15 protein-coding genes are annotated in these 14,212 nt (G+C 63.6%); 8 read left to right on the top strand and 7 right to left on the bottom strand.

Annotated elements, in window-relative coordinates; all coding sequences use genetic code 11:
• Positions 1–18 precede the first annotated feature (18 nt).
• Positions 19–1,326: a tetratricopeptide repeat protein gene (locus tag ACQ4MS_RS19300; RefSeq protein ID WP_431096273.1), complete on the bottom strand. Its 1,308-nt coding sequence runs from the start codon at positions 1,324–1,326 to the stop codon at positions 19–21.
• A 214-nt stretch (positions 1,327–1,540) separates the two neighbouring features.
• Between ACQ4MS_RS19300 and ACQ4MS_RS19295 the strand changes: the two genes are divergently transcribed.
• A complete protein-coding gene (locus ACQ4MS_RS19295; protein ID WP_431096272.1) occupies positions 1,541–2,602 on the top strand; it encodes a GlxA family transcriptional regulator in 1,062 nt (353 codons plus the stop codon).
• Between the two features lie 23 nt (positions 2,603–2,625).
• On the opposite strand, the gene ACQ4MS_RS19290 is transcribed toward ACQ4MS_RS19295, so the two are convergent.
• The 3 genes from ACQ4MS_RS19290 to ompR are packed head-to-tail and all read right to left on the bottom strand — an operon-like array spanning position 2,626 to position 5,707.
• Positions 2,626–3,540 carry a ketopantoate reductase family protein gene (locus ACQ4MS_RS19290; RefSeq protein WP_431096271.1) on the bottom strand — a complete coding sequence of 305 codons (915 nt, stop codon included), beginning with the start codon at positions 3,538–3,540 and terminating at the stop codon, positions 2,626–2,628.
• 51 nt (positions 3,541–3,591) lie between these two features.
• Positions 3,592–4,947 (bottom strand): ATP-binding protein, encoded by a 1,356-nt coding sequence (locus ACQ4MS_RS19285; protein ID WP_431096270.1) that lies wholly within the window; start codon positions 4,945–4,947, stop codon positions 3,592–3,594.
• Between the two features lie 10 nt (positions 4,948–4,957).
• On the bottom strand, positions 4,958–5,707 hold the full coding sequence (ompR, locus tag ACQ4MS_RS19280) for an osmolarity response regulator transcription factor OmpR (protein WP_431096269.1): 750 nt from the start codon (positions 5,705–5,707) through the stop codon (positions 4,958–4,960).
• A 275-nt stretch (positions 5,708–5,982) separates the two neighbouring features.
• On the opposite strand from ompR, the gene ACQ4MS_RS19275 reads away from it, so the two are divergent.
• The 3 genes from ACQ4MS_RS19275 (at position 5,983) to ACQ4MS_RS19265 (ending at position 7,904) form a co-directional block, all read left to right on the top strand.
• Positions 5,983–6,525 (top strand): hypothetical protein, encoded by a 543-nt coding sequence (locus ACQ4MS_RS19275; protein WP_431096267.1) that lies wholly within the window; start codon positions 5,983–5,985, stop codon positions 6,523–6,525.
• Between the two features lie 75 nt (positions 6,526–6,600).
• Positions 6,601–6,915: a hypothetical protein gene (locus tag ACQ4MS_RS19270; RefSeq protein ID WP_431096266.1), complete on the top strand. Its 315-nt coding sequence runs from the start codon at positions 6,601–6,603 to the stop codon at positions 6,913–6,915.
• Positions 6,916–6,992: 77 nt separating this feature from the next.
• Complete coding sequence (locus ACQ4MS_RS19265; protein WP_431096265.1) at positions 6,993–7,904, top strand: alpha/beta hydrolase; 912 nt, start codon at positions 6,993–6,995, stop codon at positions 7,902–7,904.
• Positions 7,905–7,978: 74 nt separating this feature from the next.
• Here the strand turns inward: ACQ4MS_RS19265 and ACQ4MS_RS19260 are convergent, their stop codons facing one another.
• Together ACQ4MS_RS19260 and ACQ4MS_RS19255 are read right to left on the bottom strand one after the other, a co-directional pair.
• Positions 7,979–9,190, bottom strand: coding sequence for an extracellular catalytic domain type 1 short-chain-length polyhydroxyalkanoate depolymerase (locus tag ACQ4MS_RS19260; RefSeq protein ID WP_431096263.1), 1,212 nt, complete (start codon positions 9,188–9,190; stop codon positions 7,979–7,981).
• A gap of 122 nt (positions 9,191–9,312) precedes the next feature.
• The gene (locus tag ACQ4MS_RS19255; protein ID WP_431096262.1) at positions 9,313–9,558 is read right to left on the bottom strand and encodes a hypothetical protein; all 246 of its coding nucleotides are present in this window, start codon (positions 9,556–9,558) and stop codon (positions 9,313–9,315) included.
• Here ACQ4MS_RS19255 and ACQ4MS_RS19250 point away from each other — a divergent pair.
• From ACQ4MS_RS19250 to ACQ4MS_RS19240, 3 genes are all read left to right on the top strand, one after another.
• Entirely contained in the window at positions 9,557–10,504 is a 948-nt protein-coding gene (locus ACQ4MS_RS19250; protein ID WP_431096261.1) for a rhodanese-related sulfurtransferase, read from the top strand. The two genes, ACQ4MS_RS19255 and ACQ4MS_RS19250, sit on opposite strands and share 2 nt — an antisense overlap.
• A gap of 10 nt (positions 10,505–10,514) precedes the next feature.
• Positions 10,515–11,168 carry a glutathione S-transferase gene (locus ACQ4MS_RS19245; RefSeq protein ID WP_431096260.1) on the top strand — a complete coding sequence of 218 codons (654 nt, stop codon included), beginning with the start codon at positions 10,515–10,517 and terminating at the stop codon, positions 11,166–11,168.
• A 413-nt stretch (positions 11,169–11,581) separates the two neighbouring features.
• The gene (locus ACQ4MS_RS19240) at positions 11,582–11,962 is read left to right on the top strand and encodes a hypothetical protein (protein ID WP_431096259.1); all 381 of its coding nucleotides are present in this window, start codon (positions 11,582–11,584) and stop codon (positions 11,960–11,962) included.
• Positions 11,963–12,418: 456 nt separating this feature from the next.
• On the opposite strand, the gene ACQ4MS_RS19235 is transcribed toward ACQ4MS_RS19240, so the two are convergent.
• A complete protein-coding gene (locus ACQ4MS_RS19235; protein ID WP_431096258.1) occupies positions 12,419–12,850 on the bottom strand; it encodes an Lrp/AsnC family transcriptional regulator in 432 nt (143 codons plus the stop codon).
• A 168-nt stretch (positions 12,851–13,018) separates the two neighbouring features.
• Between ACQ4MS_RS19235 and ACQ4MS_RS19230 the strand changes: the two genes are divergently transcribed.
• Positions 13,019–14,116 (top strand): saccharopine dehydrogenase C-terminal domain-containing protein, encoded by a 1,098-nt coding sequence (locus ACQ4MS_RS19230; protein WP_431096257.1) that lies wholly within the window; start codon positions 13,019–13,021, stop codon positions 14,114–14,116.
• Positions 14,117–14,212: the final 96 nt, after the last annotated feature.

Raw genomic sequence — 14,212 nt, 5'->3', positions numbered from 1 at the left:
GCACCATTCCCTCAGACCTCAGGCGCTCATCGCCGCCAAGTCTCCGTGGATGGCAGGCTGCCGTTGACGGGCCACAGCCTTGCGCTCCCGATCAAGCGCCTGCGCCAATGCGTGCTGGCCGCTGCGCTGCACCGCCGCCAGCAGCGTCTGGCCGATCACATCGCGTTGTGCATGGCTGCCGCCAAAACGGTGCGACTGGCTGAGGATGGGCCGCAGCAAGCTGACCGCTTGCGCCCAGTCCTGTTGCCCGAAAGCAATGAAGCCCTGCGTGGCGGCCCATCCGACCTCACGAGTGAAAGCTGCGTTATCGCCGTGGCCGGCCATGGCTTCTTGTTGCGCCTGCAGCAAAGCCTGGAGCAGGTCTTCGCGCCCTGCGCCCACGAAGGCCATGGCCGCATGCCAGTCACTGAAGGCGTAATACCCGTCGCCGGCAAAAGGCGCCCAGCGCTCAGCCAGCAGCTGCCAGCGCCGGCCGACATCCACACCTTGAAGGCTCAGCCGCCACAGCAAAGCACTGGCGTCCACTAATTCGACATGGACGTCGGGCTTATGCCCGTGAATGGGGCCGTCGTAAAGCGCCAGTACCTCGGCTGTGTCGCCCAAAGCCAGGTGGTACAGGGCCAGATGCCACCAGTTGTGCACGGCCAGGAAGCTGTCCGTCTGCCAGCCCGCATTACCGCGCATCCACTTTATGCCTTCGGCACGGCGGCCCTGCATCTCCAGCACATGGGCCACGGCATGCTGCGCCCAGACGTCGTGGGGCTGCAGCTCCACCGCTTGGCGGCCCAGCAGCTCGGCCTGGGCGTAGTGGCCGGTTTCCTCCAGCCCGAAGGCGTGCATGCCCAGCACAGCGTGCCACCCCGGCACGGCCGGGGACCAGGCTGGCAGCACGCGCGCGATGCGGTCGTGCAGCATGCGCGAATCACCCACGAAGAAATCGATCTGCTGGCCGGCCTGAAGGGCCAGCGTGTCGAGCGGATAGTGGGCGCTGAGGTCTTCGAGCGTGAGCGCGGCGGCGCGCCAGTTGCCCTCGCAAAGCTGATCGATGGCGCGCAGGTGCCAGGCTTCGCGCTCATTGCAAGGCAGAAGGCGCGCCGCCTCCAGGGCCTCGCGGGCGGGCGCCACGCCGCCAGCCTCGGCGGATAGCAGGTACAACCAGGCGCGCAGCACATGCGCCATGACCAGCGCGGGGGATTCAGCCAGGGCCGCGTCAGCCGTGGCAATCGGGTTACCGGCAAAGCAGCGGAACTCGTTCAGGGCCAGTTCAAATTGCTCCAGGGCCCGGGCATTGCAGCCCGAAAGCGCGTATCCGTGGGTATCTTTCATGGGAATCTCCAAAATCAAAGGGGTCTCAACTTGTTCAGGGGGTCCAGGTTTGCGGCGCTCGATGCTTGCATCGATGCACCGTGGTGAAGCCGCGCAAGACCGCAAGTGCTAGTATTTCCGCGCATCCACCATGGCTTTTCTGAGGCTCTTGACTTTAGGCAGCAAGGCCGCCGCGGCCTGCAGCCAAAACCGACATCCACCCGACAAAACCGCCATGCCCAGCGCCCAGCCCACCCCTGTCGTCGCCACCATTTCGATCCTGGCCCTCCCAGAGGTCACAGCTTCGGTGCTGTTTGGCTTGAATGACCTGCTCCAGGGAGCGGGCCGCGATTGGCCGCTGGTAGTGGAAAACCGCAGCGGCACCTCTTTGTTCCGCGTGCAGATCGTTTCTGCAGATGGCAGGCCCATCACCATCGCGAATGGCGTCCAGATCGTGCCGGACGCTTCTCTGGCTGACGCGCTGCCGGCTGACGTGATCTGCATTCCGGAAGTGTTCGTGGTTCCCGAAGAAGACTTGCGCGGCCGCTTCAAGGCGGAAGCCGCGTGGTTAAAAGAGGCGCATGCGCGCGGCGCCGTGATTGCAGCGGCGTGCTCCGGCGCATTGTTGATGGCGGAGGCCGGCTTGTTGGAGGGCGAGGATGCCACCACGCATTGGGCGTACTGCGACGCGCTGGCGCAGCGGCACCCCGGCATCCGGCTGCACCCCCAGCGCGCGCTGGTCACATCGGGCGAAGGCCAGCGGCTCGTCATGGCGGGCGGCGGCACCTCCTGGCAAGACCTGGCGCTCTACCTGATCGCGCGCCTCTCCAGCATTGAGGCGGCGATGCAAATGGCGCGCCTCTACCTGATTGACTGGCACGAGGGCGGCCAGCAACCCTTTGCCCGGCTGTCAGCCAGCCGCCAGTCCGGCGACGCTGTCATCACACGCTGCCAGTTATGGGCCGCCGAGCACTACCGGGAGTCCAGCCCGGTGGCCAGCATGACGCAGCTCTCCGGGCTGCCGGAACGCTCGTTCGTGCGGCGCTTCCAGCAGGCGACCGGCATGGCACCCTTGCAGTACGTGCACACGGTACGGCTGGAGGAGGCCAAGCAGTTGCTGGAGGCCAGCGAAGACTCGATCGAGTCGATCGCCGAGCAGGTCGGTTACGAAGACGCGGGTTACTTCGCGCGGCTGTTCAAGCGCGAAGTCAACCTGACGCCGGCGCAATACCGCAAACGCTTCGCCGGGCTTCGCGAAGTCCTCCGGCAAAGCAAAAAGGCACCGCGGAGCCCCTGACCGCGCTTCCCGGGCCGTGTTGCTCAGGGCGCGGCCGCCTTGCCTTCGAGCAGCTTGACCATGGCCCACAACACGCGGTTCGCGGGTACAGCCACACCCAGCGCATCACCTCGCCTGACAACCAGCCCGTTGAGGTAGTCGATCTCGGTGGGTTTGCCGCGGGCCAGGTCCTGTGCGGTGGATGACAGCTGGTTGGGCATGCTGCCAGCCAGCTTGTCTACGGCCAGGTGCATGTCACCCTGCACCTGCACGCCTTCGGCTTCAGCCACGGCCAGGCATTCGGCCACCACGTCGCGCATGACGTCTTTCACACCCTCACCCTGCACGGTTTTGCCGTACGGCAGCTGCGCGATGGCCGAGACGGCGTTGTAGGCGCAGTTGAGGATGAGCTTGGCCCACAGCGCGCCGCGCACATTGCTGGAGATTTCAACCGGCACACCAGCCGCGACGAAAGCCTGGGCCACGGCTTGGCTCCGGCTGGCCGGTTCAATCACCAGCTCGCCGCGACCATGGTGCTTGACGTGACCGGGGCCGGCCATTTCTGTGGCGACATACACCACTGCAGCGGCCACGGTGTGCTGGGGCAGCACGGTGCGCAGGCGGTCGGCATTGTCCACGCCGTTTTGCAGGCACAGCACCAGCGCATCCGGTGCCAGATGCGGCCGGATCAGCGCGCCGGCGGCTTCGGTATCGGTGGATTTCACGCAAAACAGCACCAGATCGGCGCCTTCCACGGCGGTGGGTTCGCTGCTGGCAGCCAGGCGCACGTGCTCGTCGAAAGTGCGGGTTTCCATGTGCAGGCCGTCACTCTGGATGGCGTCAGCATGCCGGGGCCGGGCGATCAGCGTCACGTCAAGTCCCGCACGGGCCAGCATGCCGCCGTAATAACAACCAACGGCGCCTGCGCCCATCACGGCGACTTTGAGGGATTGGGTCATGGTCTTTGCTTTGGGTGAAATGCAGATGTGGAACAGGAATTGTGGGTGAAGTCAGCCTCCCTTGCAGGCAACCTGGCCTTTTGCACCATGCGGCAGCGTGATCCGGGCGCACAAGCCACCGCCGTCGGCCGGCAGCAGTTCGAGCTTTCCGCCATGCGCGCGCACGATGCGGTCCACGATGGCCAGGCCCAGCCCGGCGCCGGGCGGGCCGCTGCGCGTACTTTCGGCACGGCGAAACGGTTGCTTCAAGGCCTCGGCCTGCGCGGCGTCGATGCCGGCGCCGTGGTCCGTCACCGTGATCCATACCGAGCCACCCAACGTTCCGGTAACCATCGTGACCGGCGGAAGCCCATGGCGCCAGGCGTTTTCGACCAGGTTGGTGAGCACGCGGCGCATCGCACGCGGGCGCAGGGGTACCGGCGGTGGGTTGCCGCCCTGCAGCGCCACCGGCATGCCGTGGCCGGCGGAGGCGGCTACCACCTCAGTCGCCAGCACATCCAGCGCCACCGGCGCCAGCGGTTCGCTTTCGGCAGTGCGGGCAAAGTCCAGGAACTGGCTGATGATGGCGTCCATTTCTTCCACGCCGCGCGTCATGCGGGCCATCAATTCGTCGTCGCCCTTGTCACCTTTGTCGCGCAGTATCTCGATGCCCAGGCGCAGTTTGGTCAGCGGCGTGCGCAGATCATGTGACACGCCGGCCAGCATCAGCGTGCGCTCGTCGTCGGCCTGCGCCAGGCTGCGCACCATCTGGTTAAAGCTGCGGCTCAGGGCGGCGATTTCCGTGGGGCCGTCTTCAGGCAGCGGCTGGGGGCTGGTGCCGCCCGCCAGCGTATGCGCCGAAGCCATCACGCGGCGCAGGGGCAGGTTCAGGTAACGGTGGATCAGCAGCGCGCCCAACAAGGCCAGCAAGGCACTGGCCAGCGAGGCCGCGACCCATGCGCCGGTGAATTCACGCGCCGGCAGCACACCGGGCAGGTTCACCCAATGGTCGGCGCCGTCCAGGCGCAGCCGCACCGCCAGGCTGCCGCCGGCTTCGCGCCGCCAGATGATCTCGGAGCCCTCGCCTTCCAGCGCGATGCCGCGCGAGGCTTCATTGACGAAGCGGCGCTCAAGCCGGCTCAGCAGCCGGCGTTCGCCACGGCTGTCACCCTCCTCGTCGTCGGCAATGCCCTGCATGGCGCGGCGGTTGAACTGCACCACAAAAGCCTCGCGCTGCGCGGGCGGCATGGCGGCGAGGCCCGCACGGATGGAACTGACATTGCGCGCCACCGCCACCGAGAGCTGCGCCAGCCGCGGTTTGATGATCAGGTGGCGCACCAGCAGCGCGCTGGCGAGCTGCCCCACCACGATCAGCACCACGATCAGCAACACATTGCGGCCGAACAGGCTGCGCGGAAATAAGGTCATAAACATAACCTCACGATTTGCCCGCCTTGCCGTTTTTTGCCGTGCCGCCTTCCGGCACAAACACATAACCCACTCCCCACACGGTCTGGATGTGCGCCGGCTGGGAAGGATCCGCCTCCACCAGCTTGCGCAGGCGCATGACCTGCACGTCGATGCTGCGGTCGGTGGCTTCGTGGTCGCGGCCGTAGGCCAGCTCAATCAGCCTGTCGCGGCCCAGCGGCCGGTTGGGGTGCAGGGCAAGTGCCTGCAGCAGGCTGAATTCGCCGGTGGTGAGCGGCACGTCTTCGCCGTTTTTTTCCAGCCGGCGTGCTTCCAGCTTCAGGGTGAAGGCGCCAAACTGCACCGTGCCCTGTCCGGGCAGCGGGCCGCTGTACGCGCCCAGCATGCGCTGGCGGCGCACCAGCGCCTGGATGCGGGCCAGCAACTCGCGCGGGTTGAAAGGCTTGGGCAGGTAATCGTCAGCCCCCATTTCCAGCCCGACGATACGGTCCACCGGGTCGCCCCGGGCGGTGAGCATGACGATGGGAATGGTCTCGCCCTGCGCGCGCAGGCGGCGGCACACCGCCAGGCCGTCTTCGCCCGGCATCATGACATCGAGCACCAGCACATCAAAACGTTCGCGCGCCAACAGGGCGGCCAGGGTTTTGGCATCTTCGAGTGTGCGCACGGCGTAGCCCTGGTCACCCAGGTAACGCTGCAGCAGGCTGCGCAGGTCGGCCTCGTCGTCAACCACCAGGACCCGGGCAAGCGGTTCGCTCATCGTGAAAAGCCTGTCTGCAAAAGCGCGCTGGAAACAACCATAGAAAACACTCCGCCGCAAGAAAGATGCCCCATGGTAGCGGCCTGCGCCAAGCCACCCGTCCGGCAAATCATGACAAACGATGACAAAGCCGGGGTTTGTTCATGCCTTGTCATCAAGAGGCCGCTGGCAGCCATGGCTGGTTCACATCTGGCGGCCACAGTGGCATCACGGCAATACGGCCGGAACCGCATAAGACCCATCACTGTTCAACGTCAACCCTCAAGGAGTTCACCATGACAACCATGTTCTCTGCCACTGCCCTGGCCACCGCCCTTGCATGCGCCCTGCTGGCCGCAGGTTTTGCCACGCCGGCCGAAGCGGCCAGCCGCCACGTGGTGCGCACCCATGCCGATGGCGGCACCACCGCCGCCAAAACCATAACCCGCCAGGGCCCACAAGGCGGTACACGGGTGCGCAACCGCAGCACCACCGCCGACGGGCAAGGCAATGTCAGCACCGCAGGCAGTGCCTCCACCACGGGCCCCAACGGCGCCACCGCCGTGCGCAGTGGCCAGGCCAGCCGCAGCGCGGATGGCTCGGCGCAGCGCAGCGGAGAGTTTGCCGCCAGCGGCGCCAAAGGCAGCGTGCAAACCAGTGGCAGCAGCAGCAAAACCGCCGACGGTGCCGTCAACGCCAGCCGCAACACCACGGCGACCAGCGCCACCACCGGCAACAGCGTGCAAAGCACGGCTTCCTACAACCAGGCCACCGGCGTCACCCGCAGCACAACCTGCTATGACGCTGCCGGCGCGGCGATGAGCTGCCCGTCGCGTTGAGCTGGAACGACCTCTTTATCAAATCCATTTTTTAAAAAAGTTTCAACCTTCACTTCTTTTTTTTGGAGCACTCTCATGACCTTCTCATTCAACCTCCGCACACTTTCAATCATGGGCCTCATGGGCTTTCTCGTGCTTGGCACCACAGCCCATGCCCAGGCACCCAATGCCGGCCGCCTGGAAAAAGCCCGTACCGAACTGCAAAAACGCTTTGACGCGGCCGACACCAACAAGGATGGCAAGCTCACCCGCGAGGAAGCGCAGGCAAAAATGCCCAGGGTGTACAAGAACTTTGACACCATCGACGCCGGCCACGCAGGCTCTGTCTCGCTGGCCGACATCGAAACATTTTTGATGTCGAAGAAAGGCTCGCGCAAGTCAGCCAGCTGACGGCTGCCCCGCATTTTTTCCTGATGCGGGCCGGATATGCTGTCCGGCCTGTCCGGCGCAACCACTGGAGCCATGACATGTCCTTTGCCCCCTTACTCCCTGCACACTGGCAGGCGCTGGCGCTGGTGCTCACCGCGGTGCTCTATGCCGGGCCGGTGCCTGCCCAGCAGGACAGCGGCCGCCTGGCCGGAAAAACCGCCAGGTCCACCGTGCCGGACGGGGTGCGGCGAATCCCCGACATTGCCTATGGCACAGACCCTCGCCAGCGCATGGATGCCTACCTGCCGCTGCAGCCGGCAGCCAACGCACCGGTCATCGTCATGGTGCACGGCGGCGCCTGGATGGTGGGCAACAAGGCGATGGCCAATGTGACAGACAACAAGGTGGCTTACTGGGTCAAACAGAAGGGCTACATCCTGGTGTCGGTCGGCTATCGCCTGTCACCGCAGGTTGACCCGCTGGTACAGGCGCGCGATGTGGCCGGGGCCCTGGCCAAGACGCAAGCCATGGCGGCCTCGTGGGGTGGCGATTCAGGAAAAGTCATCCTCATGGGGCACTCGGCCGGCGCGCACCTGGTGGCGCTACTGGCCGCGTCGCCGGCACTGGCCTACGCCTCAGGCGCCAGGCCGTGGCTCGGCACTGTGGCGCTTGACAGCGCCGCGCTGGACCTTGAGCGCATCATGAAAGCGCGGCACATGCGGTTTTACGACCGCGTGTTTGGCGCTGACCCAGCCTATTGGCGCACTGTGTCGCCCACCGGCGTGTTAGCTGCTGACGCCACGCCGATGCTGCTGGTCTGCTCGACCCTGCGCGCGGACGACCCCTGCGCACAGTCACGTGACTTTGCCGCAAAGGTGACGGCCAAAGGCGCGCGGGCCCGTGTGCTGCCGCAGGACCTGACGCACGAGCAGGTCAACACCACGCTGGGCCTGCCCGGGGGATATACCGATGCGGTGGATGGTTTCATGGCCGGGCTGATGCCGCGCTGAGAGGTTCAAGCAAAAACAGGCTGCAGCCGTAAAGAAACGGTCGCGAGCAGCTACTGATTTAGTAGCAGATGCAGCTACTTTTCTGCGTCAGGCTCTGCCGCAGCCACGACTGCATGACGGCGGTGGTAGGTAAAAAACGTCCACATCATCAGCGTGGCGTCCGGGCCCTCGGGCTCGCTGTATTCCATGCTGGCGTCGCCGCCGCTCCAGGCGTGGCCCAGCGCATCGACGTCGCATTTCACCAGCTGCGGCTTGCGGCCGGCATACCAGGTCGTGGTCTGGTAAGCGTGGCGCGGACGCCTGCCACTGCGGCGCTCGGGATAGCGGCGAACCACCGGCTCGGGACGGGACGCGCTTTGGGTGATGACCGGGCTGTTGATGATTTCAAACTGCTCGGCCAGCTGCTCGGCGTTCACACGCCGCACTACGGCATCGTTGTCGCCGTGGATCAGGATGGCCGGCATGCCCGGGAACTCCGGCTGGGCGCTGGCAAACAAGCGCGCCACCGCATCGTAAGACGAGCCCGAACCGTGTTGCATGGCCCGGTAGGCGCTGAAGGGCGAATGGGTTGTGCCGAACACGGGGGCCGAATGCATGCCAACCGCAGCAATCAACTCGGGGTGGCGTAGCGCCACGATGGCAGCGAGCGCCGCGCCGGCCGACAGGCCCGCGATGTAGGTACGGGAAGTGTCAAACCCATGCTTTTGCTGCACCTGGGAAATCATCGCGGCGATCACGCCCACATCGCCCTCTCCGTTTTGCGTGGCCCGCTTGTACCAATGCCAGCAACGATGCGCATCGGCGGCGCTGGACTGCTGCGGATAGAGCACCGCAAAGCCCTTGCGCTCGGCCAGCTCGTTCATGCGGCTGGCCGCGGCGAAATCGGCCGCTGTCTGCTGGCAGCCGTGCAGCATGACCACGAGCGGACGCCGCACCGCAGGTGCATCGGGTACCGCTGCAATGGCAGGAAGGTAAAGCCAATACAGCATGCGCCGCGAATCCGTAAGCAAGCCGTCCCCGGGCAAGGTAAACCAGGCCTTGCGCCAGGTGCCGGGCAATCCGGCCGCAGCACGCGCCTGCGCAGCCGTGGACCTGCGGGCTTTCTTGGCGGGACGCGCAACGACCGGCTTGAGCAGCTTGACGCCGGGCCTGCGCCTGCGCGGTGTGGCTGCGGCAGACGTGACCTTGGGCAGCAGGCTTTCAAACAGCCGCAAACCCTGCGCCTGCTGGGCCTTGCCCATGCGGCGTATGCTTTTAAGCCAAAGACTGCTCAAGCTTCTGGACATGGTTTGACAAAAAGGGTGGGGTCATCTGGAGTCGTATGAGCATGCGGCTGCTTTGACGTTGATAGTGGTGTTGACGCAAATCAATATGTACACGGTCATTTTGCTGCATTGCAACAAAATGTCTACCAGCGTCGCCATAAAACATTGAATTCGGCGCTTTCCGTCACAAAATCGGGGTTACAAAATGCTAATGCCCGAGCCGCTACCATGGAGGCTGTGAGCACTTGTGCCATTTCGGCGCGGTGTCGGCGCCATTTCAGCGCGTGTACGCACCATTTAGAGTCTTTTCGTGCTTTCCGGCATTTGCCTTGTTTGCCCTGTTTTTGAACCACCGCACATTTCTTTTCGCTTTTCCCCTGCTTTTTCATGTCTGACTTCCTGACCGCCGCCCTCTACCAGTTCGTTGAGCTGCCCGATTTCGCCGAGCTGCAGGCGCCGCTGCTCGCGCAATGCGAAGCCCACGGCGTCAAAGGCACGCTGCTGCTTGCGGCCGAAGGCATTAACGGCACGATTGCCGGGCCGGAGCAAGGCGTACGAACGGTGCTGGCGTATCTGCGCAGTGACCCGCGCCTGGCGAAGCTGGAGCACAAGGAGGCCTGGGCTGAGTCCATGCCGTTTTACCGGATGAAGGTGCGCCTCAAGCGCGAGATAGTCACCATGGGCGTGCCGGAAGTTCACCCCGCGCTGATGGCCGGTGAATACGTCAAGCCGCAGGAATGGAACCAGCTGATCAACGAACCGGGCGTGGTGCTGGTCGATACACGCAACGACTACGAGGTGTCGATCGGCACCTTCCACGGTGCCATCAACCCGCACACCAGCAGCTTTTCAGAGCTGCCCGGCTGGGTCGAGCGCGAAATGGCCGAAGGCGGCAAGCTGGCGGCACACGACGGGAAAAAGCCCAAAGTCGCCATGTTTTGCACGGGCGGCATTCGCTGTGAAAAATCCACCGCGCTGCTGCGCTCCAAAGGCTTTGAGGAGGTCTACCACCTTGAAGGCGGCATCCTCAAATACCTGGAGACGGTGCCCGAAGCGCAAAGCACCTGGGAAGGCGAATGTTTTGTGTTTGACGAGCGGGTGTCAGTCGGCCACGGCCTCAAGCCCGGCGCCTTCACGCTGTGCCGCTCGTGCCGCGACCCGTTGAGCGAGGAAGACCGCCAGTCGCCACTGTACGAGCTGGGTGTGAGTTGCGCGCACTGCCATGCGAAGACGACGGAAGAACAGAAAGCCGGCTACCGCGAGCGCCAGCGCCAGGTCGAGCTGGCTGAAAAACGCCAGGCCGCGCATATCGGCGTGCGCCAGCTGGGCACCTGACGGCCTGCCCATGAGCAGCGCCCTGCCCGTCCTTTATTCGTTTCGTCGCTGCCCCTATGCGATGCGCGCGCGGCTCGCATTGGCAGCCAGTGGCGAGCCGCACGAACTTCGCGAGGTCGTGTTGAAAAACAAGCCCGCCGAGCTGCTGGCGGCTTCGCCTAAGGGCACAGTGCCTGTCCTGGTGCTGGCCGACGGAAACGTGATTGACCAAAGCCTGGACGTGATGCTGTGGACGCTGCGGCGCAACGACCCGGGGCACTGGCTGCTGCCGCCTCACGGTTCCTTCGACGAGATGCTGGCGCTGGTTGCCGGCAACGATGGCGAATTCAAACATCACCTGGACCGCTACAAATACCCCAACCGCTACGTGGAGGAATCGGCCGGCGATGCGCAGGCATTTGCAGAGCGGCACCGGGTCAAAGGTGCAGCATGGTTGGCCAGGCTGGACAGCATGCTGGGAGATGGCTGGCTATGTGGCGTGCGTGCCAGCTTGGCCGACATGGCCCTGCTGCCTTTTGTGCGGCAGTTTGCGCAGACCGATGCAGCCTGGTTTGCCGCACAGCCCTGGCCGCAACTGCAAGCCTGGCTCACACGCTTTGAAGCCAGCGCGTTGTACGCCAGCGTGATGGGCAAGCATGCGCCGTGGCAGGCGAACTCGGCTTGAGCCTGCATTTGCTATTAAATCAATAGCTGCTCGCGCACATTTTTATTGGGCAGGAAGCCGATTTGATGCTCGAGATCGGCCTGGAACACCGTTCTGGAGGAGTTTTTGGTCGCCGAGCAGCCTTTTGCGAGACTCCAAACACTATTTTTTTGGGAAAAACCACCGTAGCCCAATACCAGCAGGCGCAACCAGCTATTAAATGTATAGCAATCGACCGGTAGCAGGCAGCATTGGTGCTCTGCCCACAAGCGACGAAATTGGACTTTTTCACCTCGCCCGTATTGGGCCCCTCGTCTTGTCTGCTTCTAAACTTGCGTTAGTTGCGACTTCCGGAGGCTGGACCGGATAGCCCTGACTGCCAAATACAAGCTTTCAGCTGGAACGGACTGCCCGCACTAAACCTCAGGAACCGCATGCGCGCAACAAACACTTTGCTAACGCTCCTTGCAAGCGCACTTCTCGCAGGCTGTGTCACCACGCCGCTGGATATCTCCAATTACCAGAAAGTGGGCGTTGATCAGAAACGGGCAAACACCGTCCGGCCTTTCGCTCTCAACCTCGACTTCGTGCAGCCGGCGCACTTTCGCGCCCCGCCTGGTGAAGTTGCCGCATGGTTTGGGCCTCTTTGCCACCCGCAGGCCCACTACAATTGCACTTATCTGGCGGATCAGGATGCGTATTACATCCTTCCGGACTTCGGCGTTGCGCCATCGTGGTCCTTCGTGCCTTCGCGTGCAGCCGTCATAGTCGACGGGCGTACGGGGCAGTTGCTGAAATCACCTGCAAAACCGTGAACGTCCTCTGCATGCGATGGCTACTGCGCACCTGCTTTTTGCGGGAGTGGTTCAGCGGTTTCAGCCTTATCCGCGTACGGTTCCTTGCGATGTGCGTGGCGCTTTCGGCATGCACCACACCTGACCCAGCGAGCTCTTTACCGCTGAGAGACGAAATCGCCCCGCTGGTCATCAACGGTATGCCACTTGCCGATGCCATGGCGACGCTGAGGTCTCGCAGCTTCTCCTGCATGGAAGGTACCTCGCATAACCCGCGGGGCAAGGGGATCTTTGAATGCACCCGGTCCCGTGGACCCTGGTGGCCGCCGTCTAGCTGCATTCACCGGATATGGTTTGACGCAACGGGGCCGAATGGCGCTATCTCGAACCTTCGGGTGTTTGATCCCGTTTGCGCGAGCCTCTAGTGCCCCTCCTCGCGAGCTTCCTCTCGCTTTGGCAGAAGGAGATGAGCGACTTCTAGCGCTGGATACGTGTAGACAGCACCACCGACGTATTGGTGCGATCCACCCCGTCAAGCAGGCCGATGCCGTCAATCAGCGCATCGAGCCGCTCGATCGAGCCGGCCTGCACGATGGCGATCATGTCGAAAGTGCCGCTGACTGAAAGCAGTGAGCGGACCTCCGGAATCTTGCGCAGCGCTGCCTCAACCGGGCCCGAAAGCTTGGGGCCGACGGTGAGCATCACGTGGGCGGCTACCTGTGACTGCTCATACGCGTCACCGGTGCGCACACCGTAGCCGGTGATGACCTTGTCTCGTTCCAGCCGCTCGATGCGGGCCTGCACCGCCGTGCGCGACAAACCCACCTTGCGGGCCAATAGCGCGACTGGGCAACGCGCGTTTTCCCGCAGTTCGCCCAACAAGGTCTGGTCTATGGCGTCGAGATTCATGGGAGGCCTTGTCCAGTTGTAGAAGAAAAATAGTTAAATAGATGAAAACTGATTTCTATTTGACTAAATTATGCCTTCAATTTGTATAAATTGATACTACCAACCGCCAACTAGGCGCTCCAAAATCAGTCCATGGCCTCCGTTTGGAGGGGCCCCAAAGGAGCTGGTATGAAAAAGATCATGGTCGTGGGCGCAGGCAAAATCGGCTCAACCATTGCCGCCCTGCTGGGCGCCAGCCAGGACTATGCAGTGACGGTGGCGGATGCATCGCAGGCCGCACTGGCAGACATCAAGGCCGGCGCCGGGGTTCAATTGAAGGTGCTGGACGTCACTGACCCCGTTGCCTTCCGCGCGGCGCTTGAGGGTCAATTTGCGGTGCTCAGTGCGGCACCGTTTCATCTCACCACATCGATTGCCGATGCGGCCGTGGCGGCTGGTGTGCATTACCTGGACCTGACCGAAGACGTGGCCAGTACGCGGCGCGTGCGCGAGCTGGCCACCACCGCGCGCTCGGCTCTGATCCCGCAATGCGGCCTGGCGCCAGGTTTTGTGTCCATCGTGGCGGCCGACCTGTGCCGGCGGTTCGACAGTCTGCACAGCGTGCGCATGCGGGTGGGCGCCTTGCCCCAGTTCCCGTCGAACGCACTGAACTACAACCTGACCTGGAGCACCGACGGCGTCATCAACGAGTACTGCGAGCCCTGCGAAGCCATTGTGGAAGGCGTGCTGCGCCAGGTGCCACCGCTGGCCGAACACGAAGAGTTCTCGCTCGACGGCGTGACCTACGAAGCCTTTAACACCTCGGGTGGCCTGGGCACCCTGTGCGAGACGCTGCAAGGCAAGGTCACCAACCTCAACTACAAGACCATCCGCTACCCCGGTCACGCGGCCATCATGAAGGCGCTGCTCAACGACCTGCGCCTGCGCGATCGCCGCGGTGTGCTCAAAGACATCCTGGAAAACGCCCTGCCCACAACGATGCAGGACGTGGTCATCGTGTTCGTCACCGTGAGCGGCCAGCGCGAAGGCCGGCTGATGCAGGAGACCTACGCCCACAAGGTTTACAGCCACGTGGTCGGCGGCGTGCTGCGCAGCGCGATCCAGATCACCACGGCGGCCGGTATTTGCACGGTGCTGGATTTGCTGGCTGACGGGCGGTTGCCTGCTCAGGGGTTTGTGAGGCAGGAGGATATTGCGTTGGAGGACTTTCTGGCCAACCGTTTCGGCAGCGCTTATGCGCCTTTGGTAGAACGGGCTGTGGCTTGAGGTTGTAGTCGCTAATTTTTAGGTAAATAGGCGTTCTGGTGAACAGGGCGAGCGCTAGGAGCTATTGAATTGATAGCAGCTTCTTTGGGATTGTTT

Origin of the sequence: Polaromonas aquatica, assembly GCF_050626995.1 — a bacterium.
In the GTDB taxonomy this organism is placed as follows: domain Bacteria; phylum Pseudomonadota; class Gammaproteobacteria; order Burkholderiales; family Burkholderiaceae_C; genus Polaromonas; species Polaromonas aquatica_A.
This window is presented reverse-complemented; position numbering and strand designations above follow the sequence as displayed.

Excerpts from the sequence above, each read along its gene's own strand:
- ACQ4MS_RS19295 (WP_431096272.1), top strand. The coding sequence starts at position 1,541 with ATGCCCAGCGCCCAGCCCACCCCTGTCGTCGCCACCATTTCGATCCTG.
- ACQ4MS_RS19235 (WP_431096258.1), bottom strand. The coding sequence starts at position 12,850 with ATGAATCTCGACGCCATAGACCAGACCTTGTTGGGCGAACTGCGGGAA.
- ACQ4MS_RS19240 (WP_431096259.1), top strand. The coding sequence starts at position 11,582 with ATGCGCGCAACAAACACTTTGCTAACGCTCCTTGCAAGCGCACTTCTC.
- ACQ4MS_RS19230 (WP_431096257.1), top strand. The coding sequence starts at position 13,019 with ATGAAAAAGATCATGGTCGTGGGCGCAGGCAAAATCGGCTCAACCATT.
- ACQ4MS_RS19245 (WP_431096260.1), top strand. The coding sequence starts at position 10,515 with ATGAGCAGCGCCCTGCCCGTCCTTTATTCGTTTCGTCGCTGCCCCTAT.
- ACQ4MS_RS19290 (WP_431096271.1), bottom strand. The coding sequence starts at position 3,540 with ATGACCCAATCCCTCAAAGTCGCCGTGATGGGCGCAGGCGCCGTTGGT.
- ACQ4MS_RS19255 (WP_431096262.1), bottom strand. The coding sequence starts at position 9,558 with ATGAAAAAGCAGGGGAAAAGCGAAAAGAAATGTGCGGTGGTTCAAAAA.
- ompR (WP_431096269.1), bottom strand. The coding sequence starts at position 5,707 with ATGAGCGAACCGCTTGCCCGGGTCCTGGTGGTTGACGACGAGGCCGAC.
- ACQ4MS_RS19275 (WP_431096267.1), top strand. The coding sequence starts at position 5,983 with ATGACAACCATGTTCTCTGCCACTGCCCTGGCCACCGCCCTTGCATGC.
- ACQ4MS_RS19300 (WP_431096273.1), bottom strand. The coding sequence starts at position 1,326 with ATGAAAGATACCCACGGATACGCGCTTTCGGGCTGCAATGCCCGGGCC.
- ACQ4MS_RS19260 (WP_431096263.1), bottom strand. The coding sequence starts at position 9,190 with ATGTCCAGAAGCTTGAGCAGTCTTTGGCTTAAAAGCATACGCCGCATG.
- ACQ4MS_RS19285 (WP_431096270.1), bottom strand. The coding sequence starts at position 4,947 with ATGACCTTATTTCCGCGCAGCCTGTTCGGCCGCAATGTGTTGCTGATC.
- ACQ4MS_RS19265 (WP_431096265.1), top strand. The coding sequence starts at position 6,993 with ATGTCCTTTGCCCCCTTACTCCCTGCACACTGGCAGGCGCTGGCGCTG.
- ACQ4MS_RS19270 (WP_431096266.1), top strand. The coding sequence starts at position 6,601 with ATGACCTTCTCATTCAACCTCCGCACACTTTCAATCATGGGCCTCATG.
- ACQ4MS_RS19250 (WP_431096261.1), top strand. The coding sequence starts at position 9,557 with ATGTCTGACTTCCTGACCGCCGCCCTCTACCAGTTCGTTGAGCTGCCC.